14 protein-coding genes are annotated in these 20,150 nt (G+C 40.7%); all 14 read right to left on the bottom strand.

Annotated features, from left to right (window positions below; genetic code table 11):
* Nucleotides 1-68 precede the first annotated feature (68 nt).
* The 14 genes from PKC96_02105 to PKC96_02040 all read right to left on the bottom strand — a co-directional run bounded on the left by PKC96_02105 (nt 69) and on the right by PKC96_02040 (nt 20,147).
* The gene (locus tag PKC96_02105; GenBank protein ID HMM00121.1) at nt 69-1,190 is read right to left on the bottom strand and encodes a family 43 glycosylhydrolase; all 1,122 of its coding nucleotides are present in this window, start codon (nt 1,188-1,190) and stop codon (nt 69-71) included.
* A gap of 8 nt (nt 1,191-1,198) precedes the next feature.
* On the bottom strand, nt 1,199-2,413 hold the full coding sequence (locus PKC96_02100) for a family 43 glycosylhydrolase (GenBank protein HMM00120.1): 1,215 nt from the start codon (nt 2,411-2,413) through the stop codon (nt 1,199-1,201).
* Nucleotides 2,400-3,431, bottom strand: coding sequence for a family 43 glycosylhydrolase (locus PKC96_02095; GenBank protein ID HMM00119.1), 1,032 nt, complete (start codon nt 3,429-3,431; stop codon nt 2,400-2,402). The genes PKC96_02100 and PKC96_02095 overlap by 14 nt, the downstream gene beginning before the upstream one ends.
* Before the next feature lie 42 nt (nt 3,432-3,473).
* Complete coding sequence (locus PKC96_02090) at nt 3,474-5,489, bottom strand: hypothetical protein (protein ID HMM00118.1); 2,016 nt, start codon at nt 5,487-5,489, stop codon at nt 3,474-3,476.
* A gap of 46 nt (nt 5,490-5,535) precedes the next feature.
* Nucleotides 5,536-7,269, bottom strand: coding sequence for a glycoside hydrolase family 2 TIM barrel-domain containing protein (locus tag PKC96_02085; protein HMM00117.1), 1,734 nt, complete (start codon nt 7,267-7,269; stop codon nt 5,536-5,538).
* Between the two features lie 2 nt (nt 7,270-7,271).
* The gene (locus tag PKC96_02080; protein ID HMM00116.1) at nt 7,272-8,153 is read right to left on the bottom strand and encodes a carbohydrate ABC transporter permease; all 882 of its coding nucleotides are present in this window, start codon (nt 8,151-8,153) and stop codon (nt 7,272-7,274) included.
* Nucleotides 8,154-9,077 (bottom strand): sugar ABC transporter permease, encoded by a 924-nt coding sequence (locus PKC96_02075; GenBank protein ID HMM00115.1) that lies wholly within the window; start codon nt 9,075-9,077, stop codon nt 8,154-8,156. It abuts the gene before it with no gap.
* Nucleotides 9,078-9,088: 11 nt separating this feature from the next.
* On the bottom strand, nt 9,089-10,393 hold the full coding sequence (locus tag PKC96_02070) for an extracellular solute-binding protein (GenBank protein ID HMM00114.1): 1,305 nt from the start codon (nt 10,391-10,393) through the stop codon (nt 9,089-9,091).
* A gap of 9 nt (nt 10,394-10,402) precedes the next feature.
* A complete protein-coding gene (locus PKC96_02065) occupies nt 10,403-11,512 on the bottom strand; it encodes a family 43 glycosylhydrolase (GenBank protein HMM00113.1) in 1,110 nt (369 codons plus the stop codon).
* A gap of 2 nt (nt 11,513-11,514) precedes the next feature.
* Nucleotides 11,515-13,524 (bottom strand): carbohydrate binding domain-containing protein, encoded by a 2,010-nt coding sequence (locus PKC96_02060; GenBank protein HMM00112.1) that lies wholly within the window; start codon nt 13,522-13,524, stop codon nt 11,515-11,517.
* A 19-nt stretch (nt 13,525-13,543) separates the two neighbouring features.
* Nucleotides 13,544-14,512 carry a LacI family DNA-binding transcriptional regulator gene (locus PKC96_02055; GenBank protein HMM00111.1) on the bottom strand — a complete coding sequence of 323 codons (969 nt, stop codon included), beginning with the start codon at nt 14,510-14,512 and terminating at the stop codon, nt 13,544-13,546.
* A gap of 274 nt (nt 14,513-14,786) precedes the next feature.
* Nucleotides 14,787-15,449 carry a TIGR00266 family protein gene (locus PKC96_02050; GenBank protein HMM00110.1) on the bottom strand — a complete coding sequence of 221 codons (663 nt, stop codon included), beginning with the start codon at nt 15,447-15,449 and terminating at the stop codon, nt 14,787-14,789.
* Between the two features lie 476 nt (nt 15,450-15,925).
* The gene (locus PKC96_02045; protein ID HMM00109.1) at nt 15,926-18,325 is read right to left on the bottom strand and encodes a hypothetical protein; all 2,400 of its coding nucleotides are present in this window, start codon (nt 18,323-18,325) and stop codon (nt 15,926-15,928) included.
* Nucleotides 18,326-18,401: 76 nt separating this feature from the next.
* A complete protein-coding gene (locus PKC96_02040) occupies nt 18,402-20,147 on the bottom strand; it encodes a glycoside hydrolase family 2 TIM barrel-domain containing protein (protein HMM00108.1) in 1,746 nt (581 codons plus the stop codon).
* Nucleotides 20,148-20,150: the final 3 nt, after the last annotated feature.

The following is a 20,150-nucleotide window of genomic DNA, read 5'->3' as shown; positions in this document are numbered from 1 at the left end:
TTATGAATAACTTGGGATTTTAAATACGAAAAGAAAAGTTTAATTGAGCCCGCTATTTATTAAACAGGTCAGATATTGTCGGTAAACAAACTAGGTCCGTCTTTTAAATTGTTTGAGGGAACGTCGGCAAAAACATGGGGAAAACCTTGGCTGCCGTTATCCCAAAGCAGTTTATCCATTAAGAGAACTCTTCCCTTTGAATGATCGTCCTTATGATACCCATGATAAAACGTCCAATAATTGCCAGCATCGTCCACCATTATCGAATTGTGTCCGGTAGCCTCCCATTGAGCGTTGCCTTTTACAACGTAACTTCCCGTATCTGGCGTCTTTAAGTCCCGCCCCTGCAGATCTAAATAGGGGAGACTCTCGCTGACGCCAACTTTCAGCGTATAGGAGAAGGGAGTGCCGCAGCAAGCTCCCGAACTGCCAAAAAACCAATACTTGCCATCTTTTTTTATAATGTAGGAGCCCTCAAACGTGGACCCATCAAAAGCGGATGCCGTATCTTTACCGGCGATTCTTATTTTATTATCACGGGCGGCTTGAACACTTCCATCATAAAAACCGAGTCCGTCATCAGTAAGACGAATGACATAATTTCCGCGAAAACTGCCCCAAATTAAATAGACACTTCCGTCTTCTTCAATATAGGCCATGGGATCAATGGAATTATTAACTCCAATTTCATCGCTTAAAAACAACTTGCCTAAATCCGTCCACGGTCCGGCCAAATCGCTTGCCGTCGCAATGCCGATTCCGGGATTGATATCATCCCAAACGGAAAGCGAGTAATACATGACATATTGTCCTTGAATTCTTTTAACGTCCGGTGCCCACACATTGGCTCCGTTGGTTCCCCACTTTGGCTTAGTGGGAAAAATAACGTTGGGGGATAGTTCCCAATTAACTAAGTCCGATGATCTAATCGGGCGATCGCGCGTTCCGAAAACATAGTAATACCCATCTTCGACACTTTTGACAATTGATGGATCGGGGAGATTTGAATCAAATACGGCATTACGATACTTTTGAGAAACGAGAATTTTATCATCTTCCGAAGAAGAGTCAAAACTTATACTTGACGATTCGCTTTCAAAAGATGAAGAGGATAAACCGTGACTTGAAGAGTTTCCTTCCCCACAACTGGCCAGCATAAGAACTAGAATACATATTATTCCTTTTTTCATATTACCTCCTAATAATCTACGTAATACGCCGGCCCCTGATGCCGGGTTACTGAAGGAACTTTGCCTTCGATATATGGCCACCCTTCTGCATCAAAAACAATCTTATCCAAGAACAGGACTCGATAGTCATCATCCGTGTCGCGATAGCCGTGATAATACATCCAATAATCACCATTAGCATCAATCGAATACGAATGATGACCCGGGCCGCTGACGCCATTTCCTTTTTCAATTACTACGGAGCCAACTCCACCCTGGGTCATAATTCGATTATTTTTATCATAATATGGACCCACCGGATATTGGCTTCTTCCAACCACCACTTTGTAGGTTGAGTTTACGCCTTCACAACACGATCCCGTTGACAGCAGCAAATAGTAATATCCTTCTTTATAAAATACATTTGCCCCCTCATAGGTATTAGCTGTCCATCCAACGGAAGTGTCCAGTCCCGCAACGCGGATTTTGTGTTCTTTTTGAAAATTTAAACCATTAAAAAGCGATAGTCCGTCATCGGTTAATTCAACCAAATAATTTCCTCGCATGGAACCAAAAATCATATACACTTTGCCGTTTTGAGCAATAAAAACCTCCGGATCAATACAGTTGTTAACTCCGATATCATTATCACGAAATAAGGGTCCCAGATCGGTGAAGGGACCATATGGGGTCAAGGAAAAGGAAACGCCAATTCCCGGGTTGTTATCCCCCCATGTTGACAAGGAATAATAGAGAAGATATTTATCTTTTATTTTAATAAACTCGGATGCCCAATATCCGTTTCCCGTCGTTCCCCACGAAGGAATACCATTGGTATATGTCGAATTGGGCAAAGGTGAAAAACTGACTTGATTATACGAGCTAAATCCCTTAGCCCCGGTTGAAAACAAATAGGTCATATTTGTTTCTTCATCAAAATAAACTGTCGGGTCCGCTACTTCACCTTGATTTATAAGAATAGGATTCCTGTAAGAAACACTGGTTATTTTACCACTTGAATTATCATCGCTCGTAACCAATGAAGAATTGGTTGTCTCGCTTATACTGTCCGAATTTGAAAGCGAATTATTTTCACTAGACGAAGTATTGTATGAACCTGAATCAGTGTTGCTATTTATGGAAGAATCAATCAGGGATGACGGGATTGAGTCATCAGAAAAATAGCATCCCGAAAGTAGCAATGTCATCGTAAAGATCAGAGATATATTTTTAATCTTTGCCATAATATGCCGGTCCTTTCTCGTTTCCAAAAGATGGGACTTTCCCCTCGACTTCCGGAAATTCATTTTCATCATAATGTAGTGGGTCGATCATTAATAAACGTCTGTTGGGAGAGTCCAGATTATAGGAATGATATATAATCCAGTCCGTTCCCTCTGAATCGCTATAAATGGCATTATGTCCCGGTCCTCGGAAATAGGCGCTCGAGGTAAGAACAAGATTTCCTCCTCCGCTTATCGCGTCAACGCCATTTTCGTCCAGATAAGGTCCTTTGAGATTATCACTTTTAAAAACGACAGTTTCATAACTAGAGGATAAGCCGTTGCAGCATCCGCCGCGGCTAAGATATAAGTAATAATTGTTTTCTTTTTTATAGATAAAAGAGCCTTCAAAATTACCTGCAATTTTGATTTTATTGTGATATGCTTCATCAATTCCGCCTAATAAACTTCGCCCATCGGCGGTAAGTTCAATCAGATATACCCCCGAAAAGCTTCCCCAGGTCATATAAACTCGGTTGTTCTCTACAATAACAAAAGGGTCGATTGAATTATTGACTCCTATTTCACTTGATAAAAAGAGTTTTTCTCCTAAAGTCCATATTCCTTCATATAAATCGGTCGTATAACAATATCCGATTCCCGGGTTGGCATCACCCCAGGCGGAAAGAGAATAATAGTAAATATAGTATTCCTCTATTTTGACCACGTGCGGTGCCCAAATATGCGCTCCGTTTGATCCCCATAAGGGTGTCCCACTGGTAAAGAATACATTGCCCACATATTCGGTGGTTTTAAAGTCTTTTGTCCTTATATAGCCACCTTCGGTTGCAAAAACATATACGTAGCCATCGTCGTCTAAAAAGGCGCTTGGATCAGCAAATTCATAATCGGTAATTGGATTTTGATAAACGCTAAATTTTAGACTAGAAGTCTCTATAGAGGTATTAGCTCCGCTGCAACCAGAAATAAAGGTGAAAACCAATACGAGCATAAAGGATAAAAATTTACGATATTTCATTATTAAGGAAGGCTGCCCAAAAGGACAGCCTTCACCTTTCTATTAAGCTTTTGCTGATTCAAAAATTCCGTCTTCGTAAACATAGAAGGCTTGCGCCTGATTGTTCAGCGTATGACCGGCGACAAACCACCAATCATCACCACCACCAACACCCGTACCACCACCGCCATAGATAACATCGCCTGGTGTCTTCCAAGCAAATCCAATGCGGACACTGGTCGCCGTTCCATAATAGGCATGCGGTATAAAATACTCAGCGATAGTTTCATATGCCGCTTCACCTTCCGTATATTCTCTGCTTACCATGACACCGTTACCGGTGGTATGTTCGTTTTTGGAGTTAACATAACTTTGGACTCCGTTAACGAAGAATTCAAAATTGGTATTTTGATACCATGAGGAGGCATCGTTAATAAATGTATCATGATGGGCTTTTACGGCAAGGAACAATCCCTCATCAACGAGCATTGCATACCAAGTAACATCTTTATGAGCACTGGCATCCGTTCCTTGTAAATAAACTGAATTGGTCGTGTAAGCGTCGTAGCCTTCCCAATCCGATAAGTCACCATCAATTGTTAAGGTTGTCGGGGTAAAATTGATACCCGAGTTCTTATGGAACCCATTGACGTCGACAAATGGCTGATCGGAGTTATTTGTCCAGGTTCCCTTCGGAACCCAATAAGAATCCTCACCGCCTCCGGCCGCTTCTCCACCTGTATTGACATCACCCTCTGTTTTCCAGGCAACCCCAACACGAATTTCACCGGCGACGACCGAATTGGCCGGTAAGTTGGCATTAGAAACAAAAGCTTCCATAACGGTAATATAGACGCTTCCGCCATTTTCATGTTCTGGATTCTCTATGGTAACGACCGATTTTTGATCAACCGTTGCCTTCTGCTGTCCTTCTGGTCCCGCCGTAACCCAGTATTGGTTTCCACCATTGATGAAGAATTCAAAGTTGGTATTTTTCCACCAGGCATTTTCGGTTGTCTTCAATACATCGTGATGAGCGATAGCCACAAGTTTTAAGCCAGTGCTCGTCAATGCAGCCGCAAACTTAACACTCTTATGGGCAGTATTAGCCGTAACTCCCCATACTCCCCGATAATTCACGAAATAGGCCATGGTATTTTCCCAATCGGAAACATCACCATCAATTGTGATTTCTTCCGGAGAGTCAAATACTTTGAGTTCAAAAGAAATATCCGAAATAACAATAATATTATCCGCGGCCCCTACGCTCTCATCCAACGGAACAACCGAAATCACCAATGATACGGCTTCTCCTTCTTGGAAAGTCAAAGCGACTTGATTGTCATCCCGAACAAACACTTGTTCAACTCCATTTACGCTACCAGTGAAGGTTATGCGGGAGTTTAGTGTCAGTGTGAGATAATAGTAAGAACCGGCTACTCCTTGGGCATTTTCTAAATAGAAATGAATGTCTTGGAGTTCCTCCGACTCACCAACAACATATCTGAGAGTATAAACGCCTTCTTCTTGGGTGCGTTCAGTTACCTCAACTTCCGAAGTGGCTTCATAATAGACTGTGCCCGGGCTCGCAATGGCCTCTTCAGCTGATCCTTCGTGAATAATGTTCGCCGGGAGGACGGAAACAAAATAGAACACCAAGTCAGAAGCATGGACATCGGATGGGCTAATAGTAATAAAGAAAGCTCCCAAATTTGAGTAGTCACTAGCGATAGTGACACTTCCTTCGGTAGTGACCGTTGCGCGATCATTACTGACGGCAAATGAAACCTCCTTATTACTCGCGTCTTCTGGTAAGTATCCGATTGCAAGATCAAAACTGACGCCGGCCTCTAAAAACACAGGACTGGCTTCACTTTCTGAAAGATCAACGGGACTTGTAGCAGAAATAGAAATCAAGTCAACCGGGACCGGGACTGGGGTCTCAGAAGAACTCGAAGTTTGGGAAGATGGGGTTGAGGTTGAGATTGATTCAGACGAACTCTCGGAACTCGTATTATTGCCACCACATCCCACTAAAACTAAAGCGGCTAAAAGCGATAAAAGTTTAAAGTTTTTCATGGAATCTCCTTTCATTAAACCTTTTTTCAACAAAGCCTCGACGGTTTTATCGCGGTCCTCCTTTCGCGATAGACGAATTAACTTTTCTGACTTTATTAGGTTTGATCTTATACTTGCGATCAAACGTTAATAACCCATTTATCTCTTGCTGCACGTCGGTTAATTGCGTGTAGCAAAACCCCGCTAGACCAGAAGAATTTTTAACGGCATCTATAATTCTCGCGTATTCTTCCAAGAGCTCATTGCTGTTCTTGACCGATGTATATCCCCAACCATTATTTGAGTTATAGGCGATGCCCCCAAATTCACTTAGAATTATGGGTTGTCCCTTATACGCATATCCGTCAGCGTAGATTTTTTTCTTGGCGGGAGTAGAAGCAATCAACTTTTCCACCGACGAAATATCATTAGAAAACTTCCTTTGCTTCTCTTCATCGCTTCTTTGACCATGGTTATAGTTGTGGATGCAACATAGATCGCCGATGGTCTGTTCCCAACCATCATTAGATACCACCAGTCGAGTCGGATCCATTTCTTTAATAGTATTTACGATATCAACGGAAAACTGCTGCTGAGATTTGTCATAAGAAATATCGGGAACTCCCCATGACTCATTTAAAGGAATCCAAGCGATAATTGATGGATGGTTATAATCACGCGCGACAATTCGTTTCCAATCGTTAATTTGGCTTTTTACCAGTTCATCGTTAAATTCGTAGCCGCTGGCGTCTTCTCCCCATACGATATAGCCCAATCTATCGGCATAATATAGAAACCATTCATCCGCGACTTTTTGGTGAAGACGGGCACCATTAAATCCCATTGCCTTGGTCATTAAAATGTCTTTTTTCAGTTGCTTATAGGATGGTGCCGTCAAAAGCGACTTTGGATAGTATCCTTGATCAAGCACCATCTTTAAAAAATATGGTTCATTATTTAATAAAATTCTTCCCGCCTTGGCTTCAACTTTTCGCATTCCAAAATAAGATTTAACCTTATCTATTCCGTAGCAAAATATAATTGGAAACAAGAAAGGATGTTCCGGAGTCCAAGATTTTCTTTTTTTGACATTTATATCTTTAAAAACTTCTATCGATATTTTGGTTTTCTGATCAGAAGCTATCCCCTTAATCGTCTTGCCTGCGACTTTTATCATATATGGTCGTCCGGGATTATTGACAAAGAGCTCAATGCTCACCTTTCCTTCATCGTAAAGGGGTGTGATCTTGGCCTGGGTTATGTGATCGGTAGGCAGATACTCCGCCCAAACACTGCCCCAAATACCCGTGGTTCGGTTATACCAAATAATCTCCGGTTTTTCTTTCCAATATTGTTTTCCCCGGGGTTGGCTTTTATTTTCCATTTTGTCTTCGACGTAAACGGAAATAACGTCGTTCTTATAGTTTAATTTATCGCTGATATCAATTGAAATTGGCGTTTGCCCACCGATATTTTCGGCAACAAGCTCACCATTTAAATAATACTTTGAGCTGTAGTCCACCGCTTGAAAGTGAAGAATAACCACCGGGTTACTTTTATCACGTCTTAGATTAAGCTCGCGATAATACCAAACGTGGTCATGATGTTCCTGGCGGTTAATTCCGCTCAACTGTGTTTCAAAAGTATATGGGACATTAATCAACAGTGGATACTTGTCTTTATTTGAATACCATTGTTCCCTAACTCCAATATTGTCATCGTCAAAAGCAAAATGCCAAGTTCCATTAAGGGAAACCCATTTTTTTCGTAAGAATGAAGGCCGTGGAAAACGATTTAACATAATTATTTAATTCCTGTTCTAGCCACACCGTCGATTATCTTTGATTGAACAAAAAGGAATACGATCAATATAGGAATAATTGACAAGACGGTGGCAGCAATTACAAATCCATAGTCATAGTTGTTTGAACCCTGCATCGTGGCAAGGCCTGTCTGTAGTAAATAAAAGTCCGTTTCACCAAATATCGTACCGATGATTGTTGGCCACATGTAATCATTCCAACTTCCGATAAAAGCGAAGAGGGCGGCGACGAGAATAGCGCTTCTTCCCAGGGGGAAAATTATTTTGAAAAGTATTTTGAAATCACTTGCTCCGTCAATTCGCGCCTGCTCAATTAATTCATAGGGTATCGAAAGGAAAAACTGACGCACAATAAATAATCCAAATGTTCCTCCTAGTCCCGGAAGAATAAAATTAAGGAAGACAAGAAAGTAATTCTGACCGGTATCGCTATATTGTGGAATCCAACCAAACTGATTAATCATCTGAAATAACGGTATTAAATTTATTATTCCTGGGATGACCATCGTGATAAGAATTAAGCCAAAGACTACATTCCTTCCCTTCCACTTTAAAACCCCGAATACATATCCGGCAAAAAACACAATGACGCTGTATAAAGCGGTAAAAATAGTCGAAACCATCAATGAATTTCCCAACCACCGAAAAATTGGATAAGTATCCATATCCTGAAATAGCCGTATATAATTATCCAGGGTTGGATGATAGGGAATTATTGATAAAACATGATCGGCAATATCGCTTGGGGATTTAAAAGAGGTGCCAAACATCCATAGCAAAGGTAAAATCCAAATTGCGGAAAGAACCAGTAAAATCCAAAATGAGACTCTTTTTCTGATTTTTTTATTTTTTGTAAGTCCCATTTATTTTTCCGCCTTTCGTTGGTAAATGAACTGCGTGACACTGACCAGCAAAATTAAAAAGCCAAATATAATCGCCGCGCTGGCAGCAAGACCGCCCTTCGTCGTATCGAAGACCAATCCATAAATCCACATCGTCGCCGAAGTGGTCGATTTTTCCGGCCCGCCTTCGGTCAATAATGCCGATTGTCCATAAAGGTTAAACGATGAAATAACCGAGGTGAAAAGAGCTAAAAACAACTGATTTCTAATCCCGGGAATAGCGATGTGGATAATGCTGTTGAAGTAACCGCAACCATCGATTGAAGCCGCATCGTAGAGTTGCTTATCGACATCTTTTAAACCGGCAGAGAAAATAACAACATTCGTTCCTATGGTCCACCAAATAGTGGTGACAAGAATGGCTATCCAAGAAAAAGGTTGCTGGTTCAGCCACGAAACGGAGTTAATTCCAAACAGGTTTAAAATTCCGTTTACAAATCCATTGTTGGAATCAAACTGCCAACGAAATATAAGGCAAACAACCGTTACCGACAAAACGGTAGGTAAGAAAAATATTGCTCTAAATACTTTGTAAAACTTTGGTTCATTATCCAATAAAATAGCGATAAATAGAGGGATAATGATTAAAAGAGGGACGCTTATAAAGACAAATAATAAGGTGTTTTTGATTGAATTAAGAAAGTCCGAACTTCTTTGTGAGCCGGAAAAGAGTAATGTCCAATAATTGGAACCCGTTCCAAACCCTAAGAAAACACGACTTCCCGGATCAAAATAATCCCACTTGAAGAAACTGATAAATATTCCGTAAAAGAAAGGGACAATAAAGAAAGTGATGAAAGCCACAAGGTAGGGAGAAAGCAATAGCCCTACGGTGCCATATTTCTTAAAGTTCTTCTTTATTTTGCTTTTAGCTAAAGCGGTCATTGGATTTATTCCTATTCGTTAGCTCGGGCTTCTGCAACCAGTTCAATTCCCTCTTCATATGCTTCTTGAAGCAGAGAGGAACCATCATAATCGGAACGGCTTAAAGCCGTAGTCAACCGAGAGAACACCGGCGAGTAGGCTTCATAATAATATGGAGAAGGAGCGTTTAACGTAAAACTATTCACATCGCCATAATGTGAGTGATAAGGTAGGGCAGCATATTCCGGAGTTGCCCGCGCTATGTTACTAGCCGGTACGTGCCCACCTTTTTCGGCCCATAAAGAAGCGTGCTCCGTCATATATTTGATAAAAGTCAAAGATGCTTTTTGCTTCGCAGCATTTCCTCGTCCGTTAGGTAATATGAATGAGTGTGAACGACTGGCGATCTCATCAGAAACAGCGGTTGGGGTGTCAACAAACATATTAGACAGCGACGCCACTCCAAAATTAACCCCCGAATCCAAAACCGAGTTAAGCATCCAGTCACCATTTATGTGAAACATTGCCTTGCCTTGATTGAAGGTCATAAGATCGGAATCAACACCGACATTTAAAGGTGAAAGATGGTATTGATGAATTAAATCCGTCACCGATTTTAAAGCAGCAAGTCCCGCGGCTGTGTTATAAGCAGGATTGCCTTCAGAATCGACTTCCGTGCCTCCGTTTTGGTATAAAGCTGTCGTATAGATATACTCACTCGGCCAGGCGGTTGATAATGGAAGTCCCCATCCACCACTAGGGGTATTGGGCATTGAACTGGCAGCCGCGATTAATTCCGCCCGATTGGTAGGAACGTGACCGTCATAATACTGATCAAGCAGATCCTTATTGTAATAAAGAACGACTGTGTGAATATCCAACGGAACTGCATAGAGTTGATCATTATATTTCATCGCATCAAAGACATCCGGCAGATAATCTTCCCGTTTAATGTCAATGCCATTATCGGTAATTAAATCATCAAGAGGAGTTAAGTAATCTTTAATTGCAAAATTGGGAATCTTATAGGAATGAATTAAAGCTACATCGAAAGCTCGTTTCATCGGAATCGACAAAGAAAGAGCTTGATAGTATTCCGTTTCCGGAGTAAAAGTTTCGGTGACTTTGATCTGTCCGGTATAAGCTTCATTAAAATCTGCTACCAACTGACGCATCGCAACCCCGTCAGCACCGGTGATCGGATTTCCATAGGTAATCAATACTTCGCCTTGCGAAGTTGAATTCCCCTCGCTGCTTCCATCTGCCGAAGATTTTTCGGTAGTGCCACATGATGACAGCACCAGCAGCAAAGTGGCTAAAATAAGTTGTTTTTTCATATTTTTCTCCTATTGATTTATAACTGGATAACGGGCATTTTCACTCGTTCCATAATCTTTCGTATGTGGCCATCCGTCAGTCCACAGAAGTTCTTCAATTAAAAGCGATCTCCGATTGGTTGTTCCTTCTTTTGGATCTTTAGTCTTGTCATATCCGTGATAAACAAGGTAGTAATCCCCTGCATCATCTTCAATAATTGCATTATGACCCACTCCGACAAAGCGCTCATTGGCGGTAACCACTAGGGTTCCCCGATTTTGAGCATTCGCCATATCGTTTCCCTCTTCGTCTAGATAAGGTCCACCGACTGATTCCGCCCTCGCGACTACTACTTTATAGGTGGAACTGAACCCGGCGCAGCAACTTCCCGTTGATAAGAATAAATAATAATAATTGCCGATTTTTCTTAAGTAGGCACCCTCATAGTTTCCTAAATTAAAACCACCCGTCGTCCCTGCCAAAAGTACTTTATGGCTGTTTTGATAATCAATACCATTTAAAAGTCCCAAGCCATCACTTGTTAATTCAATGAGGAAAATGCCAACAAATGATCCCCAAGCCATATAGACGTGATCATCATCAACAAAGACACTTGGATCGATTGAATTAGCGACTCCAATTTCGCTGCTGCGGAAAAGTTTGCCTTGATCGACAAATGGTCCTAAAGGATTGTCTGCGATTGCCACTCCGATGCCGGCATCCGCATCACCCCAGGTGGAAAGTGAGTAATACAGCAGGTAGTTATCACCGATCTTAACGATATCAGGAGCCCAAATTCCGGCTCCCATAGTTCCCCAAGAAGGTGTATCGATAGCTTTGGGAAAAGCGGAATTACGGAATTCCCAATGAACGAGGTCGACACTAGATAGAATTGGTACATACTTCAATCCGTAATCATTTCCCCATCTGGCGGTATCGGATGTACCATAGGCATAAAACACTCCATCTTCTCCGCGGATAATTGAAGGATCTGCTAAAACCGGCTCCCAAACAGGATTGTTATATTCTGTTTCCTGGCTTGAGGGAAAAGAAGAATTTGACGATGCTGATGACATTTCACCACCTCCGCATCCCGTGAGAAGACATGTAACAAGCAATGCCGAGAAAATTTTCTTCATAATCAAGCCTTAGTAATAACTAGCGAATCAACCGTTATTAGACCGCTGGCCTTCCCAATCAGTAAGGCAACCTTGCCCCGAGAATAATTCTCTTCGGGAGTAAACGTGAGCGTGAAATTCTGATATTCACTAGTTAATGTCACTGCTTTTTTATCAATGTTATCCTCGCCATTATTATTGGTTACTTCCATATCAATATTGGTTGTTCCCGAATCAACTTTGGCTCTTAACGTAAGCGTATAGGTAAAATCGGTAGAAAAGATTTTTCCGTCTTGCGCTAACTGAGCATGCCAAGATTGACTTCCCGGAGTAACGACATTTAAAGTCACTTCTTCTGAAGCAAGATTGGTTCCGAATTCAACTAACGCACCATTGGTCGCTTCCTTGATAAAGCCGTAACTGCCGTATTTAAAGTCTGAATTGATTATCTGCCAGTCTTCATAACTCCGGGGATCAACTTGCGTAGCCTCCCCTGCGGTTATTTGTTGATTCTCAAATTTATCAATCGTAACAACGTTACTCCCTTGCCCACCAAGAAGAATTGAATATTTGGCGTTAAAAGTAATCGTCGCCATAAACTCGACTGTAAATGTTTGAAACTCCGTGGTAAGATTCAACGTTTCTGCCACAACACGCGCAAAGGAATTACTCGGATTAGAAACCTCAATAACGACAGTTCTTGCAACATCGGCTTTGGCTATTAAAGTAATACGGTATATTTGGCCGGAAGTTATACTGACATTCGATTGCCATAGTTGAATATGCCAACCTTCGCTTGATCCCGAAACAATATCAATCGTCGCCTTAGAGTCTCCGGCTGAGAAATTAGCATTGCCATTGCCATTAGTCTGATTTACGTCCTTGGTCCAACCTTGAAATCCGTTATCGAAATCGGCATTAATCAAATTGTATGGATGATCTTTTGCGATAATAAAACTGACTCTGCGATTGATGAATCCAAAGTTTCCTTCACTGTCGGACACGCGATAGGAAACCATCATTCCCGTTTGAGCATTAACATTGTTGGGAACTTCTCCGATGGTTAGCATACTGGCGGTAATATCTTGTCCTAAATAATCTTTGACCGTAACTTGGGGAAGCGCATCAAATTGATCTTTAGTCGATACAGTTACCGCGCCCGCATTTTGAAAAGTGGGAGCTTTTTCCGAAGGTGCCAAATTGACTTCTCTTACTTTAATGTTGTCAATCGTACAGTCAATTGGACTAGCACTGGTTGCAGTGTCATCAATTGAAAGATTATAGCCAAGATAAATAACTGCTTTAACCAAAGATACATCGGCGGAAACCGAAGCGATAACGGAGTAGGTTTGATACTCACCGGTTAAGGTAAGTGCTTGGTATCCACTTACGAGCATTGCGTAGTTGTTGGAAACATTTTCAAAGCCGGCAGAAATCGCCCGTCCGGAAGAAGACTTGGCCTGAAAGGTCATCTCATAAGACTTTCCGGCTTCAAAGGAGATTCCCGATTGATATAGCTGTATTGCCCAAGCTTCGGTTCCGGGATCAGTAACCGTAATATAGGCCGCTCCATTTTTAATTGAAAAAGCGCCGTTTCCGCCTGGTCTATCAAATGTCCAGTAGGTCTTACCGCTGGAAAAATTACCATTATAGACATTAACGCCGCGAATAACTTGAACTGATCTCGTCACGGTCGAAGTTGTTTGAACTGAGTTTGTCGCCGAATAAGTAATCGTATATCCAGCTTCAAAATCCGAACTAAAATAATCATCATCCTCAATTTTTACTTCTAATTCTCCATCGATTCCGTCATAGGCATGAACGCCTTCCATAAGATCAAAAGCATCACCTAAAGGAGCGATGGCATCTTCAACTCCTTCCCATGTAATCCCATGTTCGGGAATGGTGGTGCTAATTGATGAATTATCGTTCGAATCGTTGGATGAAGATCCAATGGAGGACGAATTACCTGAACTGCAGGCAAATAACATAGAAGAACATACAAGCGACAGTAATATTTTGCTTATTTTCATAGTTTCCTCCTATAAGCGTTTATTGTTCCCGAACAACGAGAGAAACATCTAAAACTTTTCGAGTCAGATTTTCTTTAGTCCCTCCCACGATCATTCGGTTAAGGCTTTCAACACTTTCATAAGCTATTTCGGTTGTCTTATGGTTGACACTTGTAATATTGGGAAGGTAAGTCAAAAATTTCTTAATATTATCGAATCCCACCATTTGGATACCTTTTATTTTGTCTTTCACATTTTGAATTTGCGAAAGAATGGAATAGCAGATATCATCGTTAAAACAAACAATGCCCGTGTTTTCGTCCAGCATTGAACGTATTTCGCTGATATTTTCATTATCAATGACGTCCGCATAGTAAAATTGCGGAATAATTTTTGCATTCTTTAATCCGTCTTTAAGTCCCTCATAACGACGAATCGAACATTCAATTTCTTTAGGACCAACATAGATTACTTTTTGCGATTTGTTCTCCAAAAGATAATCGGCGACAAGTTTGCCACCCTTATAATCATCCGTACAAACATAACTGATGACGTTGCTATCGCTTTTACGACCGATTAACAAGACTGGAAGCGACGTTTGATCAATAATTTCAAGCGCTTCCTCCGATGGTTCAAGAAATGTTAACACCCCTTCAATTCGCTGCTGAATAATACTTCTAAGGAGGGGCGGACTAAGCCGCGAGGTTGAAGAGGGGATGATTAAAGCATCATAGCCGAAAGTCCGAAGCTTGCTGATTAGTTTATGCGCGGTTAAAGAAAAATACGGGTTACGCATATTATCGTATACTAGAGCTACGACATGCGTACGACCATTTTTTAAAGACACGGCATTTTTATTGGGAATATATCCCAATTCCTTTGCCTTGTCTTTAACTTTTGTTTTCAGTGATTCGCTGATATCAGGGAGATCTCTTAAAGCATGGGAAACCGTGTTTTTCGATACTCCTAAGGCATCAGCTAAATCCTGCATGGAAATAAGGTTTTTCATAAGTTCATTTTTATACTACATTACCGATAATGTAATGTCAATAATAAATAATAAAGGGCTTACATAAAGCCGGAAATAAAAAGCGGCTTTTGTTAATCATGAAGCCATTAATTAGATTATTTTTAAGTTACTAGTTTTCTATAATTGTGACTATAAATAGAAGATGGTGTTTTTTTGAGAAAAGTATGCCAAAAATATAGTTGCAAGTTGACGACAAAAAATGATTGCTACCAATTAGTAAATTTTATATACCCATAAATAAACAGCGAATTATTCAACGCGTAGTAAACATCGATGCTAATTTAAAGGCCGGCATTGTTTGCAGATATACGCGCCCGGGACCTCTAAGAACAGTATTGAATATTCCCTCTCCGCCGAGAAATACATTCTTAGCTCCGCCCACAGTTCGAATATCCATCTGTACTGTGGCCTCCATTCCTGCAACATATCCAGTGCTTACAATTAATTCCTCGCCTATATCAAGATCTTTTATAACCACCGATCCATCAATTTCTAAAAAGGCAGTACCTTGTCCAGTCAGCTTTTGCATAATAAAACCTTCGCCGCCAAATATTCCGGCTCCTAGTTTCTTTCTGAAGAAAGTAGAAAGTTCCACTCCCATTTCCGCACAAAGAAAAGCTCGCTTTTGTGCAATAAAAGGTGCATCGGGAGTGATGTCGATTGGAATAATCGAGCCCGGCATACATGCCGCTAAGCTTATTGTTCCCGAAGTGTTTTGCGCAGTATAGTAATTAAGAAAAAGACTTTCTCCCGAAAGTATTCTTCCAAATACCTTTCCAACATCGCCACCGCGAGTTTCCATTTTCATATTAGGACTCATCCAAGCCATTCCGCCCGCTTCGGTAATGATCGTTTCATTTGCTTCAAGTTCGATATTAACTACAGGTAATTGGCCACCATCAATTTGATACTTCATAAATTGCTCATTTCTCTTTTTGGCTATTATTGCTAATAATAGATATTTATATAATACTCATTTTATGGTTATTATCTAAATAATATTCATATTAAAAAATCACAAACTTACTTGAATTGTTTATTTTTTTTCTAAAGTGCCTTATCGTTTTCTTAATTATGACCAAAATAATATTAGGTATTAATATGCTAATAATATAAATAGCAATGATTCCTAGAGCATATATTGTATCTGAGTTCATATTAATGTTTTCCTTTCGTGCATAAAACATCTTTTGGTTGTTCATTTATTTAAAACACATAATTGACTTTGATTTAATCACCCTTTTGCGCCTTTTAAAATATATACGTACTGAGTTGTTTATTCTTCGTAATAAAACGAAATATGCCAATGCAAAAAAAAGCAGGCTTTTTGACTGAATAGAAAGTCAATTTAAGCCTGCAATTTTTTATAATTACTTTTAAACCAAGATGAAATCAAGCAACAACAATATTTGTGAAAGCAACCTTTCTTGTTTGGGCTCTCAAACCATAATATGTTCCCAGCAATGGCGTATTGTCGGTAAAATCGATCAAAGCAACTTCATTAATGCTGACTTGAATCTGCCCGGCATTCATCGTGATGTGAACCGCATTATTTTGCGTCAAGTAATCGCCCGCGGGAGCAGATGCAAGGGTCGTCCATCCATTGTCAACTTTTGCCAAGACAGCATCGTTATTTACACTTATGAAGAAGAAATAATAGGAGGCATCTTCCCAAGTGACACCAGCATTGTTTAAAGCAAAAATAACTCCGTTATCACCATGAATATCCTTTTCCTCCATCGAATAAGCAAAGCTATTGGCCGCTCCCGGTGTTTTAAAAACCGCCAAATTATCATTGGTTACCGTTTCGTAGCCATTTGTGATTTCTTTTGTCCACCCATGATTGTTGGTATAACTATCCGGAATCGGCTGATTGCCTGTTCCATTGGCCACGATACTGGCGTTGGTATAAACGACATCTGGATTTTGTGCTCTTAAGCCTACCCGTGTTCCGCTTAAGGGAGCGCTATCGGTATATTCAATCACCTTTACTCCATCAACATAACATTCAATCAAACCATCTTCATGTAATTCCGCCTTTAATTCATAGGTGTCAAGAGGGTCGAATCTCGTTTCTAAAATTGGTGAATAGGATAGGGTCGTCCAAACGGATGGCATGGTTTTATCCACCTTGGCTAACAGCAATGTCGCATTGACATTTAGAAAGAAGAAATAATATGAAACCCCATCTTCGGTTTCCCAAAAGGAACTATTACCGCCGGTTGAGACAGCAAAGACAATTCCTGAATCATTTTTGACTTTAGGACTTATGTTTGCCTTGTAGGCATTTCCGACAGTTATTGAATCCGTCTTGTTTAAAACCAGCGAACCGCCTGATTTAGAAGTAATGCTTTCCGTCGTTTCATCAAATGCTCCTGCGTATAGATCGTAGTTAACAAGAGTATATTCTGGCCGAGGAGCAATTTCGGATGAAACGGAAACATCTTTGTAGATTGTATCGGCCTTTTGCGCACGGAATCCATAGGATGTTCCTGTTAATGGCGAGGCATCTTGATAAGAAATTCTTTCGAATCCGTTACAGTAAACGGTAATTGTTCCGTCTTCCGACCATTCAACCTTTAAGTCGTAATTCCTATTCATGGAAGCATAATCAGGCATCGACAGTGACTTAAGTTCGTTCCAGGCGCCATTATTTACCTTTGCTAAATAAATTCCTCCCCAGGCAGTTTTAAATGCAAAGTAATAACTGGCATCGGCTTCCCAGAAAAATTTATTTTGATAGGATTCCTCGAGACCAAAGATAATTCCCGTGTCTCCCTCATCTCCATTTTCAACAATGGTTGTTTCCATTGTGCCGTGTGCCCAAGTTTGGTTGCGTACTACGGCGAGAGAATCATTGACCGTGCTTACCAAATTATCGCTTTCATTAAGAGAAAATTTGCCATTGGCAATATTATATCCCGCAAATAACGGATCAGTTTTAACTTCCTCTTCTACTTCTGGACTATCAAAAATCGTTCCTTCGCCGCTGGTGCGATATCCGACACTTGTCCCAGTTAAAAACGCATCATCGTGATAACGAATATATTGCTTATCGTTGACGAAGCAATTAATGTTGCCGTCTTCAACCGAGACCGCTAAATTAACCGTATTGCCGTCAGTGTAGTTTTCAAGCGGTACAACATTACCCAACTGATTCCAAACCGATGTGCCATCCGCAGTAATTTTTGATAAATAAGCATTATTGTCGACGTTGATGAAGAAAAAATAATAAGATGTTCCACTTTCACTTTCCCAAAAGTGCTCCCCGGTATGGGAAAGTCCGAATATTATTCCGGCATCACTCGTAGCTGTACTATTCTTCGCCATATCGACACTATAGGTTCCCGTGACGAGCGCCATATCCTTGATAGAGGCCAGACTATTGGCCTCGCTAGAAATAATCAATCCATCTTCATAACTAAAATCGCCTTGAAAGACATCATATCCGGCTAACTTATAAACAGCATTGACAACGATATCCTCGGTGCCCAATGTGTAATCTTCCCAACTGCCGACATATCCCGTTTTAGTCGGAACAGCCGGCTCCGATATTGATGTATCACCAATGGTAAAGGTGACTGAATCAACCTCTTCTCCATCCGCTAAAAACGTAACTGTCTTCGTCATTAAAATGGAAGAAGAATCCTCTACCGACGAACTCGTTGTTTCGCTGGTAGGCACTTCCGTGGTACCACTCGTAGAACCGCTAATTGAAGAAGCGTTTTCACCGTTACAACTAGCAAGCAGTAACAGTGCCGTTATTGAAAGCGTCAATAAACCTTTTTTCATATTGTTTTCCTTTCCGATATTTGGTTTATGCAATAATAAATCCCTTTTTAAATGTTATTTTTCCAATGTTATCCTCCTAACGTTTTTCCATAATTTTCTTGATAATTGAAATATCGACTTTGACCTTGCGGTCAATCGTAACTAATCCGTTCTTTTCCTGTTCGACATCACTAAATTGGGTGTAGCAAAACCCCGATAAATATGGCAGTTCATAGATGGCTTCAATCAATTCCCGGTAGCGAGTATAAAACTCCTCGATGCCATCGGTAGCTCCGCCATACCCCCAGCCGTCGGCAGTATCCTTTTTTAAAGCGGCCCCGCCAAATTCCGAGAAAATAAACGGTTGCCCTTCATACTCGTATCCATCGGCCAATAATTTACGCATCGATAAAGAAGAAGTTTTTCCGCTCATAACTAAATTGATGTCTTTGTAGAAACTTAACAGTTTATCGGCCGATTGTTCATAGTTATGAATGGTTAGAATATCGCTCTTTGTATGTTCCCATCCATCGTTGCTGATTGCCGGGCGATAAGGATCAAAGGCTTTGGTTAAAAAGTAAAGCGCATCGACAAAACTCTGTTCTAATTGATTTTCACCGATTTCTCTTATTCCCCATGATTCATTGAATAAAACCCAAACGAAGATGGATGGATGATTATAGTTTTGATGAAGAATTTCCATCCATTCTTTAAGAACATTGCTATTGGCTTCAAGATTAAAAATATGCGGGGACGGCATCTCGCACCATACGATAAGTCCCAGTTCATCACATAGGGCAAGAAATCTCTCATCAATTATAGTTTGATGTATCCGAATGCCATTAAACCCCAGTGCTTTCAACAGAAGAATATCTTCTCTGGCGCTTTTTAAATCCGGCAGAGTCATATTGCTTAATGGCCAATAAGCCTGATATAGACAAAGTTTAGAATAAAAGCTGAAACCATTGAGCAGCAACTGCCCCTGTTGCGCCCGATACTCTCTAAATCCAAAATAAGAATCCACTTTATCGCAAATCATTTGATCTTCACAAAGCATAAACTTGATATCATAAATTTTAGGTCGATCCGGATGCCAAAATTCATTTTGGAAAGAGAGGTATGGACTTGCCAGTTCAACGACTATTTTTCCGGATGGATAAGCTAAGGAGGCTATAATCTTGCTGGTTGTTTTTCCCTCAAACAATATTTCACTGGAAAGCGTTAGATTAGAGCGAAAGTTTTCTATGGTATATTCAATTTCAACATTCATCCGGTCAACGCGAGGCGTAATTTTTAATTCGCTAATCCGGGTATGACTGACTCTTTCCAACCACACCGACTTCCAAATGCCGCTGGCTTCTTTGTACCAACAGCCGTAGTTTTCATTCATCCATTTTTGTTTTCCCCGCGGCTGAGCGACATTGTAGGAATCGAATGTCCGAACCACCAATTTATTAGATCCGATTACCATCGCCTGATTGAGGCACAAGGAAAAGCGGGCATATGCGCCTTCATGGCTTCCGATAAAGTGCCCGTTAAGGTAAACGTCCGCCCGATAGTCGACTCCTTCAAAATTAATCATCACATCCTGCAGAAAATCTTCCTTATGGATAATGATTTCGCGTTGATACCAAAGAACATCAACTCTTCGCCTTTGATTAATTCCACTTAGCGCGGTGGAATAAACGAATGGCACATTTATGGTTTGACTCTTTTCGAAACCGCGATAATATCCTTCCTTTAACCCCTTGTCTTCGTCGTCGAAAAGGAAATCCCACTCGCCATCTAAAAGTTCGTAATTTTCACGCCTTAGCTGCGGACGTGGATAACTGCTTTCAATCATAAT

It is taken from the genome of Bacilli bacterium (genome assembly GCA_035326105.1).
Classification (GTDB): domain Bacteria; phylum Bacillota_I; class Bacilli_A; order RFN20; family CAG-826; genus UBA7706.
Note: the sequence above shows the minus strand (reverse complement) of the source record. Positions and strands in the feature narration are given on the sequence as shown.

What these genes read in the sequence shown, in the direction of transcription:
- PKC96_02105 (HMM00121.1), bottom strand. Translation starts at nt 1,190, where the DNA reads ATGAAAAAAGGAATAATATGTATTCTAGTTCTTATGCTGGCCAGTTGT.
- PKC96_02100 (HMM00120.1), bottom strand. Translation starts at nt 2,413, where the DNA reads ATGGCAAAGATTAAAAATATATCTCTGATCTTTACGATGACATTGCTA.
- PKC96_02095 (HMM00119.1), bottom strand. Translation starts at nt 3,431, where the DNA reads ATGAAATATCGTAAATTTTTATCCTTTATGCTCGTATTGGTTTTCACC.
- PKC96_02090 (HMM00118.1), bottom strand. Translation starts at nt 5,489, where the DNA reads ATGAAAAACTTTAAACTTTTATCGCTTTTAGCCGCTTTAGTTTTAGTG.
- PKC96_02085 (HMM00117.1), bottom strand. Translation starts at nt 7,269, where the DNA reads ATGTTAAATCGTTTTCCACGGCCTTCATTCTTACGAAAAAAATGGGTT.
- PKC96_02080 (HMM00116.1), bottom strand. Translation starts at nt 8,153, where the DNA reads ATGGGACTTACAAAAAATAAAAAAATCAGAAAAAGAGTCTCATTTTGG.
- PKC96_02075 (HMM00115.1), bottom strand. Translation starts at nt 9,077, where the DNA reads ATGACCGCTTTAGCTAAAAGCAAAATAAAGAAGAACTTTAAGAAATAT.
- PKC96_02070 (HMM00114.1), bottom strand. Translation starts at nt 10,393, where the DNA reads ATGAAAAAACAACTTATTTTAGCCACTTTGCTGCTGGTGCTGTCATCA.
- PKC96_02065 (HMM00113.1), bottom strand. Translation starts at nt 11,512, where the DNA reads ATGAAGAAAATTTTCTCGGCATTGCTTGTTACATGTCTTCTCACGGGA.
- PKC96_02060 (HMM00112.1), bottom strand. Translation starts at nt 13,524, where the DNA reads ATGAAAATAAGCAAAATATTACTGTCGCTTGTATGTTCTTCTATGTTA.
- PKC96_02055 (HMM00111.1), bottom strand. Translation starts at nt 14,512, where the DNA reads ATGAAAAACCTTATTTCCATGCAGGATTTAGCTGATGCCTTAGGAGTA.
- PKC96_02050 (HMM00110.1), bottom strand. Translation starts at nt 15,449, where the DNA reads ATGAAGTATCAAATTGATGGTGGCCAATTACCTGTAGTTAATATCGAA.
- PKC96_02045 (HMM00109.1), bottom strand. Translation starts at nt 18,325, where the DNA reads ATGAAAAAAGGTTTATTGACGCTTTCAATAACGGCACTGTTACTGCTT.
- PKC96_02040 (HMM00108.1), bottom strand. Translation starts at nt 20,147, where the DNA reads ATGATTGAAAGCAGTTATCCACGTCCGCAGCTAAGGCGTGAAAATTAC.